Source organism: Alphaproteobacteria bacterium, assembly GCA_040220875.1.
Classification (GTDB): Bacteria; Pseudomonadota; Alphaproteobacteria; order JAVJVX01; family JAVJVX01; genus JAVJVX01.
This window is the reverse complement of record JAVJVX010000003.1, coordinates 214,168-230,293: the sequence shown is the minus strand read 5'-3', so window position 1 is coordinate 230,293 and position 16,126 is coordinate 214,168. Positions and strand designations below refer to the sequence as shown.

The 16,126-nt window shown below is 62.3% G+C and carries 14 protein-coding genes; 5 read left to right on the top strand and 9 right to left on the bottom strand.

Annotation, left to right across the window (positions count from 1 at the left end; genetic code table 11):
* Positions 1–71: 71 nt before the first annotated feature.
* The 5 genes from RLQ26_01125 to RLQ26_01105 all read right to left on the bottom strand — a co-directional run bounded on the left by RLQ26_01125 (position 72) and on the right by RLQ26_01105 (position 5,665).
* Positions 72–560 (bottom strand): copper chaperone PCu(A)C, encoded by a 489-nt coding sequence (locus tag RLQ26_01125; protein ID MEQ9087326.1) that lies wholly within the window; start codon positions 558–560, stop codon positions 72–74.
* An 86-nt stretch (positions 561–646) separates the two neighbouring features.
* The gene (locus RLQ26_01120; protein MEQ9087325.1) at positions 647–2,440 is read right to left on the bottom strand and encodes a carboxypeptidase regulatory-like domain-containing protein; all 1,794 of its coding nucleotides are present in this window, start codon (positions 2,438–2,440) and stop codon (positions 647–649) included.
* A gap of 129 nt (positions 2,441–2,569) precedes the next feature.
* Positions 2,570–3,856, bottom strand: coding sequence for an SRPBCC family protein (locus tag RLQ26_01115; GenBank protein MEQ9087324.1), 1,287 nt, complete (start codon positions 3,854–3,856; stop codon positions 2,570–2,572).
* A gap of 37 nt (positions 3,857–3,893) precedes the next feature.
* Complete coding sequence (locus RLQ26_01110) at positions 3,894–4,259, bottom strand: hypothetical protein (GenBank protein MEQ9087323.1); 366 nt, start codon at positions 4,257–4,259, stop codon at positions 3,894–3,896.
* A 62-nt stretch (positions 4,260–4,321) separates the two neighbouring features.
* Entirely contained in the window at positions 4,322–5,665 is a 1,344-nt protein-coding gene (locus tag RLQ26_01105; protein MEQ9087322.1) for a DUF1329 domain-containing protein, read from the bottom strand.
* A gap of 567 nt (positions 5,666–6,232) precedes the next feature.
* On the opposite strand from RLQ26_01105, the gene RLQ26_01100 reads away from it, so the two are divergent.
* A complete protein-coding gene (locus tag RLQ26_01100; GenBank protein ID MEQ9087321.1) occupies positions 6,233–8,998 on the top strand; it encodes a LuxR C-terminal-related transcriptional regulator in 2,766 nt (921 codons plus the stop codon).
* A gap of 223 nt (positions 8,999–9,221) precedes the next feature.
* On the top strand, positions 9,222–10,295 hold the full coding sequence (locus RLQ26_01095) for an LLM class flavin-dependent oxidoreductase (protein MEQ9087320.1): 1,074 nt from the start codon (positions 9,222–9,224) through the stop codon (positions 10,293–10,295).
* A gap of 85 nt (positions 10,296–10,380) precedes the next feature.
* Here RLQ26_01095 and arsB read toward each other — a convergent pair whose 3' ends face one another.
* From arsB to msrA, 4 genes are all read right to left on the bottom strand, one after another.
* Entirely contained in the window at positions 10,381–11,496 is a 1,116-nt protein-coding gene (arsB, locus tag RLQ26_01090; protein MEQ9087319.1) for an ACR3 family arsenite efflux transporter, read from the bottom strand.
* A 41-nt stretch (positions 11,497–11,537) separates the two neighbouring features.
* The gene (locus RLQ26_01085; GenBank protein ID MEQ9087318.1) at positions 11,538–12,047 is read right to left on the bottom strand and encodes an arsenate reductase ArsC; all 510 of its coding nucleotides are present in this window, start codon (positions 12,045–12,047) and stop codon (positions 11,538–11,540) included.
* Positions 12,044–12,424: a metalloregulator ArsR/SmtB family transcription factor gene (locus tag RLQ26_01080; GenBank protein MEQ9087317.1), complete on the bottom strand. Its 381-nt coding sequence runs from the start codon at positions 12,422–12,424 to the stop codon at positions 12,044–12,046. The genes RLQ26_01085 and RLQ26_01080 overlap by 4 nt, the downstream gene beginning before the upstream one ends.
* 116 nt (positions 12,425–12,540) lie before the next feature.
* Positions 12,541–13,005: a peptide-methionine (S)-S-oxide reductase MsrA gene (gene msrA / locus RLQ26_01075; GenBank protein ID MEQ9087316.1), complete on the bottom strand. Its 465-nt coding sequence runs from the start codon at positions 13,003–13,005 to the stop codon at positions 12,541–12,543.
* A gap of 177 nt (positions 13,006–13,182) precedes the next feature.
* On the opposite strand from msrA, the gene RLQ26_01070 reads away from it, so the two are divergent.
* The 3 genes from RLQ26_01070 to RLQ26_01060 all read left to right on the top strand — a co-directional run bounded on the left by RLQ26_01070 (position 13,183) and on the right by RLQ26_01060 (position 16,076).
* The gene (locus RLQ26_01070) at positions 13,183–13,953 is read left to right on the top strand and encodes a sulfite exporter TauE/SafE family protein (GenBank protein MEQ9087315.1); all 771 of its coding nucleotides are present in this window, start codon (positions 13,183–13,185) and stop codon (positions 13,951–13,953) included.
* Positions 13,954–13,971: 18 nt separating this feature from the next.
* Complete coding sequence (locus RLQ26_01065; protein MEQ9087314.1) at positions 13,972–14,418, top strand: cytochrome c; 447 nt, start codon at positions 13,972–13,974, stop codon at positions 14,416–14,418.
* 134 nt (positions 14,419–14,552) lie between these two features.
* Complete coding sequence (locus tag RLQ26_01060) at positions 14,553–16,076, top strand: PAS domain S-box protein (GenBank protein ID MEQ9087313.1); 1,524 nt, start codon at positions 14,553–14,555, stop codon at positions 16,074–16,076.
* Positions 16,077–16,126 lie beyond the last annotated feature (50 nt).

Here is a 16,126-nt window from a genome sequence, read left to right as displayed (position 1 = left end):
CTTAATGCGTACAGGTTAAGACGAGGTCAAGAAGCTTGCAGACAGGCCCGCGATCGGGCGGGGGAACCTTCCTACTGTGTGGCCTTCCTGATGTAATCCCGAACGTTCACGTTGGGCGGGTGAAAGCGGATCTGCGCCTCGATCTCGAGATCGGCCGCGTTCCTGAAATGCAGGGTGACCGGCACCATCTTGCCCGCAATAAACGGCTCCTGTTTCTCGCCCATAAGGATGCCACCGACGCCGGGCTCGAGCGCCACGGTTTCACCGGGGGGCAGGATGAGCGTCAGGGCACCGGCTTCGCCCTTTTCCGATTCGGAGTCCGTTTCCCGGACGACACTCGCGCTCGTCGCCAATGGGGTCGACGCCCCCATCAGCTCGTCAGGCGCTTCGCCGAGGTTGCGCAATTGAAGGTAAAGACGAGCGTCACGGCTGCCGATCTTGCCCCGGATCCAGGGGTTGAGGACCCGGATTTCGGTCGATTCGAAAACGATATCGTCGAACGCCTTGTCGGTGGCAGCCTGCTTGTCGGCACCATTATCTTCGGAACAGGCCCAGAGCACCGGCAGCGCGAGCGCGAGGACCAGAGCCGGCCGGACGAGGCCCGCGAGGCCCCGTCCGGCGACTTGGATGAGTTTCCCAATAATCGTCAGTCTCCCGGGTGAATGCGGACGACCATGTTGTTCGCATCTGCCCGCCCGTAAATCTCGGGGTCTCTCGGTCCGATCGGGAAGTTGGAATACGACGTCCAGAGATCACCTGTCTCGTGATCGAGCTCGATCATCCTGAGGAATGCCTCGGCCCGGGGCAGCGGGTAGTGTGTCCACCGTTCGGTCTTGGGATCGAAACGATAGACCCGGTCGGAATTGGTGGTGCCGACCCAGACGACTTCGCGGCCGGGATCCCAGGTGATCGAATACGAGGCCCCTTTCCGGTCCGGCATATCATAGGTCGCGAGAATCTTGCCCTTTTCCGTATCCACCTTCACAAGCTGGCCGTCACCGTAGAGCGGCACCCAGAGCGTGCCGTTGGGTTCGATCGCCATGCGCCGCGGCGCAGCACCATACGGGAACGGGATGATGCGATCCACATAGCCTTCCTTGATGTTGAAGGAGCCCAGGAACCCATGGAGCTGGGTCCACCAGATGTGGCTCTTGTCGGGTTCGATGATCGAGCCATAGACGAAGGCATGAAACTTGGTCTCGTCCTCGGGGAGCGGTAGCGGATGCCGCTCCACTTCCTTGGTTTCCAGATCCACGCTCCAAAGCTCGTTGAGTCCCACCAGCGTCAGCCAGATGCGCCCTTCCTCGTCGGCCACCACGTGGCGGTTCGAATCGAAGGCCGTATCGTGGGTGATCGCGAACTTCACGCCCTCGGGCGGCGGGAAGATATCCCACTTGTCCGTCTTCGGGTTGTAACGTCCGATCGAATAGCTTTCCTCGAGCGCGGCCCAGAGGTTGCCGTCCGCATCGGCATTGAGCGTATGCGGCCCCTGCGGGCCCTCGCCCGGCACATCCACCCATTTTACGGAGCCGTCGGTCGGATCGAGCCGCCCGAGGCGGTCCTTGTCCAGTTCCACAAACCAGACATAGGGCGAGCCTGGCGCAACCGAGACTTCCCGCGTCCAACCGAAGGTGGGCAGGCTGTACTCCTCGATCACCGTGTCCTTGGTGACCCCGTACTCGCCGAGCTCCTCGATATCGTTATAGCCGGTCATGTAGTCGAAATTGTCCGGCAATTTGCGCGCCAGATAGGCAACGGACCAGTCCTCATCCTTGGGCATGAAGAAGCTGCCGTCGGGCGTAATCGCCGCCATGTATTCCTCGGACCCCTCGGTCAGGCCCCAGCGCAGATGCGAACCTTCATAGTCCGACGGCCCCATCTGCAGCGCCCGCTCGCGCATGTATTGCACGATGCCGCGCCAGGCCTGCTCCTTCTCCTCGACCGAGAGTCCGGCCAGGGATTCGGCCATGACCTTCATGCGCTCGGCCGCCATCTGATGGCAGCCGCCGCATTCGTTGATGGCGATGTGAAGGTCGCGGTCGCCGGGCTCTCCCCCGTACCAGGCCGAAGCCGGCACCTGATCCGCGACATTCTCCTTGGTTTTCAGCGTGACATTCAGCACGACATCATCGCCGTCAGCTTCCAGGTTTCGCTCGGCCTCCTCGAAGCCGATGCGGAACGTGGTCACGGCCATGGTCTCCGGATCGTAATCGGCCTTGAGGTCCGGGGTCTGGAATTCGCCGGTCGTATCGGAAAACACCGTCGTCGTCGTCGGGACCATCTGGTCCCCCTCCACGGTAACCCGAACATAGGGAACGGGATTGCCCGCCTCATCCACGATCTTTCCCGAAATCTGCGCCGCCGCCAGCGGTGACGAAACCAAGGCGAGCGCGCCGGCGACCATTGCCGCGCGACCGCTTCTTAAAATTGTTCCAGACATGTGCTGTAGGTCCTCCTTCGGATGCCGCCTGTCCCTTTGTGACACGGCCGGATTTAGACTGTACCGGTCCCTTTATCGATTGTGCCGCGGGGCCGCCCGAAAGGGCAGCCCCGCGATCAGATCCCCGAACTAGCTGTTGACGATCTCCATGCAGGCCCGCACCAGATGGCGGGGCGCAGATTCGGGATCGCACATCAGAACCGAATCAAGAGCGCCGGATTCGATCCCGGACTGGCTGGCCTCGAGCGTAACGGTATCCTCGCGGAACGCGTCGCGCAGCAGAACCTTGCCGTGCTCCTGAACCATGATGTCGCTCGGCTTCTCGGGCGGCAGGAAGTTGATGCTGCCGATCCAGCGGGTCGTGTTGACGTCGATTGGCCAGAATTCATGGCCATAATATCCGCCGATAAAGGGGTCGACGATCATGTTCGGGAAAACCCCGTTCAGGCTGAAGGCGAAATACGGATCGTCTTCAGGATTGGCGCCCGGGAACTCGTCCTTGATGTCGCCGCCGGCGGCGTACCAGGACGAGCCTCGCGAACGGGCCCAGATTTCGGCCGGAGGCGGTGCGTAGTCGGGTGAGACCATGAAGGTCACACCGCGATTGCCCTGTTCGTAAAGGCGGATCGAAGTGGGCCGGCAGAATTGGTTGAGCGCCCCGTTAAACGCCTCGGGGATGGTCCCGGCATGCACCGTGCTCACATGATAGCCTTCCTGGAAGGCGTCCAGCGCCACTTTCCAGTTACAGCGCACGGTCGACGTCCAGATGCCCACCTTCCGCATATTCTCGAACGGGAAGTCCTTGAGCACATCGGCGATCGAGCCCAACTGCTCCATCAGTGTCTGGCGCGGCTTCGGATCGAGGTTCATGAAGATGAAGTCCTTCCAGACCGCGCAGGGGACTTCCTTCAGACCGCGGCAGGATTTGTCGACCCCGCCAAAGAACTGCCCCTCGTCCGGCACATGCACCAGCTTGCCTTCGTTGTCATAGGTCCAGCCATGGAATCGGCAGGACAGGAACTTCCGGTGCGAGGTCGCCCACGTCTCCGTCTCGTCCCAGGCGACTTCGGTGCCGCGATGCTGGCAGGCATTGTAAAAGGCGCGGACCTTGTTGTCCTTGCCCCGCATGAAGATGAAGCTCGGGACTGTACTGTGCGGTTCGGCGCGCAGGACCTCGAATTTCTGGACGAAATAATCGCCCGGATTGGGAAGCCGCTCCATGCGCCCGGCATACAGCCACATTTTCTTGAAAATCTTTTCCCGCTCGGCCTCGAAGAATTCCGGAGAAACATAGGGCTCCACCGGAATGGGGTCGGTGTCCATCTCGGGATACCGTTCCTTGGTCCCGTGCCGGTCGGCCCAGTCATTGTCTCCTGGCATCGGGTGCCACTTTGGCAGATTGTCGAGTACGCTCATCTTGCTATCTCCTCTCCTGATATCTTCTACCGACAGCCTATTGGCGCACGGTGATCGGGTGGTCGGGCGATATGACGAAAAACTTCTCGAACGCGATGGAGTTGGGCACATCGGGCGTGCCGTAAACCTCGACCGAGGGCGTCACCTCCATAAACATGTTCGCCAGCCACAAGAGGCGGGCCGCCTCGATCGGTATGTCGTCCAGCGAGTACTGGTCGATATGATCCGAAATGGCGTCCAGCCTGGGCAGAACCGCGTCGTAAAGCTCCTGCAACTCCTCGATGGAGCGGGACGCGCGGAATCTGTATCTGTCGGCCTCGTGCGGGATCGCCCAATCTTCGGCGAATTTTTCGAGATCCTTGAAGTCAGGGGGAAGGAGGTTCCCCGTGGATTTTCCGGCCATGGCCGTTCCTCCCATTCTCGTTAGTCAATGGATAATAGGTGAATCTTGGTCATTTCCCTACCTTAACGCGCTTTTTCCTCAAGCATGCTGAGGCTGATGTCATCGGGCTCCAGATTCGGCGAGTTGTAGGTGATCCGGTCCGCGACGAAGGTCGTGGCGTGGAGCCGCTGGTAATCCACCGTGACGCCGTTGATGGGATAGACGATGTTGCGGTCCGGCGTGGTCGTCAGGCCGAAGCCACCAAAATCTACCGCCCGTCCCAGATCGCCACACCAGCACTTGTGGGCCAGGTTGATGGTTTTCCAGATCTCGCCCTTCTTGTCGAAGAACTCGCCAAACATGTTGGTCCACGGCCCCGGCGCGAAATACAGAAGCTTCCGGCTGTAGGGGTGGATCTCGGGCGGGATCGCCTCGACAATGACGACATCCCGTACCTGCCAGGGATGGGTGAGGTTCCAGTACGGGGGATTGGTCACATCCATACCCGTGTAGCGTTCGGCATGAGAATTCGCCTCGGGGTTGAGGACCGATTTCCTGATATCCGCCTGAACGAACATCTTCTGGCGCCCCACCACCTTGAAATCCTTGTACCAGGTGGGATGGGCGTTGAAGCCCTGGAAGTCATCCTGAAGCTGGTCCGTGCCGCCGATCGGATCGACCCAGGCGCCGCCCGACAGCCGGCGCACACGCCGGACCGTCCGGATATAGGCCCAGGTATCGTCGAGCTTGCCGGTCGAATAGCGGATCGTCAGCACGCCCGTGCCCTTGACGTCATGCGGGGCGAGCGCCGCCAGGATGGACTTGTTGAAGAGCGTGCCGTCTCCCAGCACATGAGGATGGTCCCGGCGCGTGTTGCCGATCCCGTGATGGGAGAAGAAATACCACTCCTGCTCGCGCTCGATCCCGCTGGTGCCGTCCGTCAGAACGAAGACGAACCATGGCAGTTCCGCGTTGTCTTCCTGCTGCTTGCCGTAGCGGAAGTTCCAGACGACCTTCCAGCCGGCGTCCTTGTCGTTCTCGAAATCGATCTCCGGAAACGGCACGCCGGTCACGTAATTGGAAATTTCTTTCGTCGATGGGTCGAGCTTGACCTGCGGCGAATACTGCCTGGTCAGCTCTTCAAGCACCTTGTCTTTGGGCCAGGCCTCGTTGGCCTCAAGCGTCATGCGCAGGTTCCAGTTCCGCACCATCCAGCGAATACGCTCGGGCAGGGCGTCGCCAACCCGTACGCCGTCATAGGTATGATCGAGCAGCGTGTCGATGTTGGACGCATCGATCGTCGTGCCCGGCGCCACTTCTTCGGCTGCCGCATCCCCCGTCATCAGTCCCGGCGCCAGACAGAGGGCCGCGCCGGCGAAAATGCTGGCAAGGGCCCGGCTAAAATGGGCGTTTCGCTTGGTCTGCATGTTTGCTCTCTCCTTAAGTCCCCAATTGGGTATATCCCGTTTCGGGTGCCCCGGCGCGGATATGCCCGGCTCAAGTCCCCCGTTTTGGTCGCCCGGCGGTCCGTGCCGGCGCGACCGCTTCAGCCATGGTCAGGGCGCACGGCGGCGCGCCTGTTCGCGAGCGGCATTCGACTGGTTTCGGATCTGGCCAGTTCCTCTCCCATCGTGCCGGCGGCTCGGGCCGCTTGATCTTCCCGATCAACCCCGGATTGGCTCTTTCTGGCCAATTTCCGCCCGGAGTCCGGCATGCGCTCGGAGTTGCGTGACCCGCCCCTGGCATCGTAGAATGCCAGCATCCCCTGGAACGCGGCGAGCCATGCGTCTCCGCCAATAGGAGTACGAGCGAGCCAAGGCCCCGTCACCTTCTGAAAGTATGGGAAACGGCGTTTTAGGTAGGGAAATACCGCCCGTCTTTAAATTGAGCACCAAAAGCGTAAAAAGAGGCGTCAAGTAAAGGCGCCGGCGGACGCAGGGCGGAGGAGGAGGCAGCGGGACGGCCGCCACAACGGACGGCCCCGAGGAGGTAAGTTGGCAAAAGCGGACCCGCATTTGCTGCAGGCGCGGTTCACGCCCCCCCTGAGCGACCTGCCCATGGTCGACCGGCACCGGCTGACTGCGCGCCTGAGCGAGTCGACCGCGCGCAAGCTGACCCTTGTGACCGCGCCAGCCGGCTACGGCAAGACCACACTTCTCGCGCTCGCCCACCGCGAGATGGTCCGCCGCGGCACGCCGGCCGCCTGGCTGACGATCGACCGCGATGAAACCGATTTCATGCAGTTCGCCCGCAGTATCCTGGGGGCGATCCAGACCGCCCGCCCCGAATTTGGCCGCTCGGCGGCGGCCCTGCTTCAGGCGGGCATCGGCATTACAGACCGGGCCATCCTGCTGTCTCTGGCCAATGAGCTGTCCGGCGTGCCCGAGTCGCTCTATCTCTTTCTCGACGATGCGCACGAGTTGTCCGCGACCCGTGCCCTCCCGGCACTGCGCGCCCTGATCACCGGAACTCCCCCCAACATCCATTTTGTCATCAGCAGTCGCAGTGAAATCGATATCGGGATCGGCCGGCTGCGTGCCACGGGTCAGCTCGACGAGATCGGCTGGACGGATTTGCGTTTTTCCACGGCGGAAACGCAGCAGTATTTTTCCAAGCTCAACGACATACAACTGGATTCGGGCGTCGCGGACCGGCTTTTGTCCAAGACGGAGGGATGGGCGGCGGGAATTCAGCTTGCGTCGCTGGCGATCAAAAACACCTCCGACATCGCCAATCTGGTGGATCGGATCACCGGGGACAATCGCGGAATCGCCGAATATCTGGCCGAGGACGTCCTGAAATACCTCGATTCCCGGACCCGGGATTTCATCCTCAAGATCAGCCCGCTCCGGCGATTTTCTCCGGCGCTCTGCCAGCGGGTCACGGGGATCGCGGACGCGGAGGAAATCCTCCAGGCGCTCGAGGCGGCGAACCTGTTTATCTTCCCGGTTGACCAGGCGCGCAACTGGTATCGTTTCCATTCGCTTTTCTCGGAATTCCTCAAGCGTCAGCTCGAAAAGTCCACGCCGAAGGCCGTCAACCGGATCCGTCTCGAGGCCAGCGCCTGGCTGGAGGAACAGGGCTTTTACGACGAAGCCGTGGAGTACGCCTTTCAGGCCGGAGATTCGGACTATGCCGCGCGCCTGATCGACCGCCACGCCTACGATCTGTGGCGCGCCGGCCATCAGTCCCGCCTCAACGGATGGGCGGGCCGCATCCCGGCCCTCGTCCGGGGGCGATACCCGCGGCTTCGCCTCATACAGGCCTGGGCGCTCATGACCGCCGGCCGCATCCAGGCGGCCGAAAACATCCTGGTGGACGTCAAGCACCAGATGGGTCTCGACAAGGACGACCCGGAAGAAGCCGGCATCAGGGACGACAATCACGACGTGATCGGCGACGTTCTCTTCGTGCGTCTGATGCTGGCCTATTTCGGCGACGATCCCGAGCGTTGCGAGGCGCTCGGCCGGCGCTGGCTGGAAGGGACCTACACGCCCGATCCGTTTCTTCAGGGGGCCGCCCTCTGCCTGGTCGCGAATTCCCGCGGCCTCATGTTCGACCTCGACTATGCGCGCCGCCATGCGGCCGATATCAGTCAGCTTTTCCAGGAGGCGGAAACCCAATACGGCACGATCTGGTCGCTCTCGATCATGGGCGCCACGTTCCTGATGGCCGGTTTCCTGGATGAGGCCGCGAAAATACTGAACGAGGCCCTCGCCGTCGCCGACAGCGTCGGCGGCAAGGGTTCGCCGCTGGCCGCGATGCCGGCGATGCTGATGGCGGAGCTGTCATACGAAAGCGATGACCTCGAAGCCGCTCGCGGGTTCCTGCAGGATTACCAGGGCGGCGTCGGTCAGCTCAGCTTTCTCGATCACATCATAAGCTGGTACACGGTGCAGGCCCGGTTGCGTTGCGCGGCCGACGGCCAGTTGAAGGACGCCCTGGTTGTACTGGACGAGCGCGGCCCACAAGCGGCAAGGAGCGTTTATCAGTCCAGCCGGCTGCGCGCCTCGCTCGTCCTGGAGAAGCTGCGCATCCTGACGCTGCTGGGACGCCCGGCCGACGTGCTGGAGCTCGCCCGGATGGAGGGGCTGACCGGCCCGATTGAGGATTACATGCCCGAGGCCGGCCAGGATTTCCGCGCCCTGCGCCTTGCCCAGGGTCGCATGCGCGCGCTTCTGGCAGAAGGGGCGGCCGACCAATGCCTGAGCCTGGCGCGAAAATGGCTCCACCTGCTTCGCGAATGCGACCTGCCGCGGCCCGAAATCCAATTCCGCATACTGGCCGCCCTCGCCTATCTGGCCTTGGAGGACACGCCGGCGGCCCAGCGCGAATTGCGCGACGCCATACGCTTGGGCGCGCGGCACAACATCGTGCGCGATTTTCTCGACGAACCCAAAGCCTTGCGCGCGGCTGTCGCCCGCACCTGTTCGGCGATGGAGGTGACCGACCCCGAGTTTCAGACATTCTGCCGCGCGCTTCGGGCGCGATTGCCGGAGGTCGCACCCAAGAGCCGGGAATCCGAACAGCGGGAAATGGCGACCGAGGACATGCCAAACGAACGACCCACTCGCCGCGAACTGGAAGTCCTGCGCCTGGTCGCCAGCGGCCTGTCGAACCGCCAAATCGGCGATGCGCTCGGCCTTACCGAGAACACGGTCAAGTGGAACCTGCAGCAGCTTTATCAGAAATTTGGGGTCCACAAGCGGCTTCAGGCGATCGAACACGCCCGCCGCCTTGGCCTCCTGACCGAGGCCTGAGCCCCCGTCCGCGCGGCTGAGTCGAGGGGCGGCCCGACCCCCGCCCGCACTTTCTTCGGACCCGGCCTCGAAGCCCCACAAGTCCGGGGGAAGCCGGGCCGGCCGGAGCAAAAATCAGGTTTCGCCGACGCAAGAGCCTTGCGGCGGCCCATCTGAAATTCTAGAGTTTCAGTTATCGCGACACGGCCGGGCCGAGCGCCCGTCCCATGACCCGGGAGCACCCATGAAGTTCAGCCTTTTGTTTCTGCCCTGCTATGATCCTGCCGCGCACGGATCGGAAAGCGACCTCTACAACCAGATCATCGACGAGTGCGTTCTCGCCGAATCCCTGGGGTTCGACACAGCCTGGGTTGCCGAACACCATTTCCATAAATACGGCGGTCATGTTCCCAATGTCTCGATCCTGCTTTCGGCGATCGCGCAGCGCACCACGCGACTCAACATTGCCGCCGGCGGATTATGCGTGCCGCTGAACTCTCCGATCCGGCTGGCCGAGGAAGTCGCGATGCTCGACACGCTTTCGGGCGGGCGCATGCGGGTCGGCATGGTGCGGGCGTTCCTCTCGCACGAATATGACGCATTCCAGGTCGACATGGCCGAGAGTCGCGCCCGCTACGAAGAAGGCATCGAGATCATGCGTGGTCTGTGGAGCAACAAGACTTTCTCCTACGACGGCCAGTTTACCAAATTCGACGAGATCGAACTTCTGCCGAAATGCATCCAGAAGCCCCATCCGCGCATTACCGTAGGTACGGTGATGAGCAAGGAATCGTTCGAGTACGCGGCGTATAACGGTTTCGATCTGATGGTGGTTCCCTACATCTTTCCCTTCGAGGCACTGGCAGAGAAAATCGGCTGGTACACCGATGCGCTGAAGGCGGCGGGACGCGATCCCAAGGATCACAACATCATGACGTCGTATTATTTCTACACGAACGAAAACGACGAGAAGGCCAGCGAGTATGCGCGCGAGCCCATTCTGGGATGCCTCGAATATCTCGCCGACGCGGCCAGCCCCGACAAGTGGTCAGCCGACTACAAGGGGTATCAGGGCATGTCCAAGATCGTGCGTGAAATGAAGGATTACGACCATCTCTATGCTGACAACCGGGTGATGGTGGGCCCGACCGGGAAGCTTCGTGCGCATATCAAGGCTCTGGAAGAGGTCGGCATCACCGAGGTCTCGATCCAGCCGTCGCTGCCCGGCATCTCCGCGGCCGAGGCTGAAAACGCAATCAAGGTCTTCGCCCGCGAAGTCATGCCGGCCTTCACCGGCGCCGCGGCAGCGGCGCAGTAAACGGAGGAGCCCAGCTCCAGGGCCATCTCGCCCCTGCCGGACGGAATGAACCGGCCCGAACCGGCCCGAACCAGCCCGAACCAGATCAGACGGGAGACGGGCTGGCGGGGAAATGGCGGCGCGTGCTGTTAGCGAAAGCCACCAGTGACAGCATGACCGGCACCTCCACCAGGACGCCGACCACGGTCGCAAGGGCGGCCCCCGAGGTCAGGCCGAACAGGCTGATCGCCACGGCGACGGCAAGCTCGAAGAAGTTGGAGGTGCCGATCAGGGCAGCCGGGGCGGCGATGTTGAACGGCACCTTCCAGAGCCAGGCGGCGAGGTACCCGGCCGCGAAAATCAGATAGGATTGCAGCAGGATCGGAACGGCGATCAGTGCGATCAGGAGCGGCTTGGCGACGATGGTCCCGGCCTGAAATCCGAACAACAGCACCACGGTTGCGAGAAGGCCGATAGCGGAAAGAGGCTTCATTCGGTCGGTAAATGCGACCACCTCGGCCTCGGCCCGCGCCGCCTCGTCGCCGGCACCCTCCAGCCGGCGCCGGGCCCGGGCCGCCAGCCGCTCACGCGTCAGCCACCCGGCCGCCAGTGGAATGATGACGTAGAGCCCGACCGAGAGAACGAGGGTTTCCCACGGCACGATCACCTCGGTCAGCCCCAGCAGCAATGCCACGATCGGCGCAAAGGCGAATATCATGATGATGTCGTTCAGCGAGACCTGGACCAGCGTGTAGGTGGGATCGCCGCGCGTCATGTGTGACCAGATGAAAACCATTGCCGTGCAGGGTGCGGCACCCAGCAGGATCAGACCCGCGATATACTGCGTCGCATCTTCGGCCGGAACGAGGTCGGCAAATACCACCTCGAAGAAAAGCACGCCCAGCCCCGCCATGGTAAAGGGCTTGACCAGCCAGTTGATGACGACAGTGATGACGAGCCCCTTGGGCCGGGCCCCTGCCCGCCGAAGGCTGGAAAAATCCACTCCCACCATCATGGGATAGATCATCGCCCAGATCAGGATCGCCACAACGATATTGACCGAGGCGTATTCCCAATCCGCGATCAGCGCGAAAATACCGGGCATCACGTTGCCAAGCCCGACCCCGGCGAAGATCGCAAGCACCACCCAGACTGAAAGGAATTTTTCGAAGAATCCTATGCCACCCGCCGCTTCGAGGGTGCCAGCCGCGCGATCCGTCATCGTAACTCCGTGGTGGTCCGGCGCAGAATGCCTGATACCGTTCAGGCGAGCTCAGCCGGCTGGCTGCCAATTTCGTCGAGGCGGCGCTGCAGGGACAGACGGTCCAGGGACCGGATCGGCAAATTCACGAAAATTCCGATCCGGTTGGACAGCATCCGATACGCTTCCGAGAACGCGAGCCGGCGCTCCGCCTCGGTCCCTTCGGCTACCACGGGATCCGGGATCCCCCAGTGGGCCTGCATCGGCTGGCCCGGCCAGACCGGGCAGACCTCGCGCGCCGCGTTGTCGCAGACCGTAAAGACGAAATCGAGCTTCGGCGCATCCGGCGCGACGAACTCGTCCCAGGACTTGGACCGCACGTTGTCCCTCGGATGGTTCAGCTTCGCCAGCAGATCGAGGACGTAGGGATGCACCGCGCCCTTGGGATGACTGCCCGCGCTGAAGCCTCGGAATTTGCCCTCGCCCAACCGGTTGATGATGGCTTCGGCGAGGATGCTGCGCGCTGAATTGCCGGTGCACAGGAACATGACGTCATAGGGCCGGTCGGTCATGAATGGTTGCCTTTCGTCGGAGAGGCGTATTCGACGCCGCAAAGCTCCGGACGACCGTGACAGCAATCTGCGGTCAGGAAGCGTACAAGCGCGCGAATACCCTCGGGAGAAACACGATAGAAGATCTGGCGCTGGCGACGTTCACCCGTAATCAGCCCGGCATGCTCCAACTGGCTGAGGTGAAACGACATCGTGGCCGGTGCGACGCCAAGCTCGCGGGCAATCTCACCGGCGGGGAGCCCCGCCGGCGAGTGGGCGGAGAGGCGGCGAAACACCTCGATCCGGGTTTCCTGGCCAAGCGCGGCCAGGGCGGTCACCGCATCGACCAGGAGAACGTCCGAAACGAAATCTTTGGCGTGAGCACTATTAATTTCCATATTTTTATAATTATCGAAATATCAGGGCCTGTCAACGGCCGGCGGAGCCAGCAGGACCAGCAGAGCCAGCAGGAAATGCGCCGCCGGCCGGTCCGATGGTCCCTCTCTAATGGGCCTTAATGGGCCGCGATGCCCTGTTTCTCGAAATAGCGCTGGTGGTAGTCTTCGGCCCGGTAAAATGCCGAGGCGGGCGTGATTTCGGTCACGATCTCACGCGCAAACCTGCCCTCGCCCGCAAGGCGCTCCTTGGACGCGCGGGCCTTTGCCGCCTGCTCGGGCGTGAAAAAGAAGATGGCGGAGCGATACTGGGTCCCGATATCCGGCCCCTGGCGATTAGGGGTGGTGGGGTCGTGAATCGTCCAGAAGAGGTCGAGCAGCGCCTCATAGGCGACAACCGCCGGATCGAAGGTCACGAGGACCACCTCGGCATGACCCGTGGTACCGCTGCAGACCGTTCGGTAATCGGGGTCGGGGACGTGCCCCCCGCTATAGCCCACCGTGGCGTCGCTGACGCCCTCGAGCGTGCGAAAGGCGGCCTCGACTCCCCAGAAGCAGCCCGCGCCGAACATTGCTTTTTCCATCGCCATCCGATCTGCCCCACTCTCGCAATAACCGACCAGTTCGCCCAGGAATCTAACGCCGGACAGGCGGTGTGACCAGCCGGCTTGTGGCGCCCGATTACCCCTTGTCAGCCGGGGGCTGTTCGGGCGAGTTTGGTAGCCCATCCTGTCCGCCCCGCCATTGGATTACCCTGCCACGTGAGCGACCAGCTTTTTCAACTCGGCCTGATCGCCTATGTGTTCGCCGCGAGCGCCTTCTTCGCCGGCGGTCTCATGAAAGGCGTCGTCGGCGTCGGGCTGCCGCTTGTCGTGGTCCCGGTACTTTCGCTCGCGGTCGATCCGCGCCTGGCGATTTCGGTGATGATGATCCCGATTCTGGCATCGAATTTCCTGCAGGCCATCCGCGGCCGGGACCGGCTGGCCACCCTGCGCCGCTTCCTGCCCCTGATCTTGACCCTCATGCCAACGACGTTTTTGGGCACCTACATGCTGGTGTCCATCACGGCGGAATCCGTGGCCCTTATCCTGGGCTCTCTTGTGATCCTGTATTGCGTGATGGAACTGGTGCCTCTCTCCTTCCACCTGCCCGAGCGGTTCGAGAAGCCCGCGACGCCGGCGGTCGGCCTGATCGCAGGCGCGGTCGGCGGCGTTTCCAGCTTTTACGGCCCCACGATCTTCATGTACCTGAACGCCCTGCGCCTTCACAAAGACGATTTCGTCACCGCGATCGGCATGATCTATGTCTCGGGCGCAGCCGCCCTTTACGGGGGGCTGGCCCTGCATGGCGTGCTCGATGCAGGTGCCGTCCTGGCCTCCCTCGCCGCCTCGCTTCCCGTCCTGCTGGGGCTTCTGGCCGGCCGCCGGTTGCGGCACCATATCAGCCAGCGCAATTTCGAGCGCTTGTTGCTGGCCATATTGTTCGTGATCGGGCTCACCCTGATCACACGCGGCATCAATGGCATGAATTAGCTGACACCCGAGGCGATGATGATCCGATATCCGAAGAAATCGCTTCCAGCCGCCCTCAGCCTGATGGCGATCGCCCTGATCGCCGGCGGCCTCGCGGCGGAGGAGCCGCACATGCCCCGCCCTCCCGCCGGCTATGGGTCCGGAGAATCGGATTTCAAAAACTATTGCGCAGCCTGCCACGGAGCGGACGCGGCCGGGCGACGCGTCATCGAGACGCCGGACGGCCCGCACCTCCTTGCCCGGCCGGCGGATCTGACCTCGCTCGCCCGGCGCAATGGCGATGCCTACCCGGCGGCGTATGTTTACCGGGTCATTGCGGGCGATCCGACACGCGATTCGCCACGCCTGATGCCCCATTGGGACGGCGAGTTCCGGGCCGAGCTCGGCAGTGGACTTCATGCCGCGCTGGTCACGCCGGGCCGCATTCACGCGATCGTGGATTATCTCGAAACCCTGCAAAAGTGACCTTTCCGGGCACCTGTCCGGGACCCGGAAGTTATTTATAATTTTCCCGATTCTTTGCTAACATGGCGGCGACCCCGTGCGGGGGCGCCCGGAAAACGGGGAAACCGCAGCTTAAATTAAGGGAGGGCCTCCGGGTGGCCACAGCCGGAGCACGATTCACGGCCGACCTGCCATCGGACGAGGCCGCCCTGCGCCAGGCATTCGATCTCCTGCCTTGCGCCGTCTGGCTAACGGACCCGCAAGGCAATTCCACCTATTACAACAAGGCCTATACCGATCACATCGGCCTGAGATCCAACCAGATCCTGGAAGACGGGTGGGAGAACTTTATCTATCCCGAAGACCGGGAGCGCCTGTTCAAAACCTTCTCGGAAGCGATCGAGCGCCAGAGCAGCTTCACGCTCGAGCATCGGGTGCAAAAACCGGACGGACAGCTCATCTGGTATTTCGTCCAGGCCGTGCCGCGGCGCGATTCGAAGGGCCGTTTCATCGGCTTTATCGGTACTTCCATCGACATCACGACCCAGAAAGTAGCCGAGCGCGAACTGATCAAGAGCGAAAACCGTTTCCGGGCCATTCTGGAAAACGCCCCGACATCCGTCTTTGTCCGCGACCTGAACGGCATCTATATCCTGGTCAACCAGAAGGTTCAGGAAAAGGCCCATGACCCGAGCCAGTCCCTGATTGGCAGGCGGGAGACAAATCCGGATTTTCTGCGTTCGGACCGCCTCGTTTTCGAGAGCGGCGAAGCGCTCGAGGTTGAGGAACAATTGAACTTCGACGGGGTCGAGCACACCTTCCTCTCGGTCAAGTTTCCACTGCATGACGCTGACGGCAAACCCTACGCCGTCGCCGCCATCGCGACCGACATCTCAGAAATCAAGGCGCACGAGCGCGAAGCCGTGGAAGCGCGCATGGCGGCCGAAAAAGCGACATCCCAGGCCAAGCAGGCGACCGAGGCCAGGACCCGCTTCCTGGTCAATATGAGCCATGAGTTGCGCACGCCGCTCAATGCCATCATCGGCTTTTCAGAAGTGATCGAGAACGCTGTTTTCGGCGAAGTTCCGGCCCGCTACCGGGACTATGCAAAAGACATCTCGTCGAGTGGCAAGCATCTTTTGCATGTCATCAACGAAATCCTCGACCTGGCTCGGGCGGAGTCGGGAAAGCTGGTCCTGCACGAGAGCGAGTTCGACATTGAATCGCTGTGCCACACCGTTCTCAGCATGACGCGCCTGGCCGCAGCCGAATCCGATGTCCGTATCGAAATTGTCCATGCCGAGGATGTCACCCGTCTTCGTGGTGACAAGCACAAGCTTATCCAGGCGCTCGTGAACCTGATCTCGAACGCTGTCCGTTTTTCTCCGGCTGGCGGCAGCGTCAAACTGTCCTGCGGCCTGTCGCGCGCAGGCGAGGCTGTTCTGACCGTGCGTGACGAGGGTATCGGGATGACCCCCGAAGGGATCGAAACCGCGCTCGAGGAGTACGGCCAGGTGCACGTACCCGACGACACCGCGCAGGGCGGCACGGGGCTCGGACTGCCCCTTTCCAAGCGTCTCGTGGAGCTTCACGGCGGGCATCTCGAGATTGAGAGCGAACCCGATCGCGGTACCACGGCCCGGATCGTGCTGCCGGCCAGCAGGGTGCGGCGCAGATAACCAAACTTCCGACACATTTCCGGCTAGACTCCCGTCACGAGGACCGGACG

Bases quoted from the DNA above. Each gene is read 5' to 3' on its own strand.
- RLQ26_01120 (MEQ9087325.1), bottom strand. From the start codon at position 2,440: ATGTCTGGAACAATTTTAAGAAGCGGTCGCGCGGCAATGGTCGCCGGC.
- RLQ26_01115 (MEQ9087324.1), bottom strand. From the start codon at position 3,856: ATGAGCGTACTCGACAATCTGCCAAAGTGGCACCCGATGCCAGGAGAC.
- RLQ26_01110 (MEQ9087323.1), bottom strand. From the start codon at position 4,259: ATGGCCGGAAAATCCACGGGGAACCTCCTTCCCCCTGACTTCAAGGAT.
- RLQ26_01105 (MEQ9087322.1), bottom strand. From the start codon at position 5,665: ATGCAGACCAAGCGAAACGCCCATTTTAGCCGGGCCCTTGCCAGCATT.
- RLQ26_01095 (MEQ9087320.1), top strand. From the start codon at position 9,222: ATGAAGTTCAGCCTTTTGTTTCTGCCCTGCTATGATCCTGCCGCGCAC.
- arsB (MEQ9087319.1), bottom strand. From the start codon at position 11,496: ATGACGGATCGCGCGGCTGGCACCCTCGAAGCGGCGGGTGGCATAGGA.
- RLQ26_01085 (MEQ9087318.1), bottom strand. From the start codon at position 12,047: ATGACCGACCGGCCCTATGACGTCATGTTCCTGTGCACCGGCAATTCA.
- RLQ26_01080 (MEQ9087317.1), bottom strand. From the start codon at position 12,424: ATGGAAATTAATAGTGCTCACGCCAAAGATTTCGTTTCGGACGTTCTC.
- msrA (MEQ9087316.1), bottom strand. From the start codon at position 13,005: ATGGAAAAAGCAATGTTCGGCGCGGGCTGCTTCTGGGGAGTCGAGGCC.
- RLQ26_01065 (MEQ9087314.1), top strand. From the start codon at position 13,972: ATGATCCGATATCCGAAGAAATCGCTTCCAGCCGCCCTCAGCCTGATG.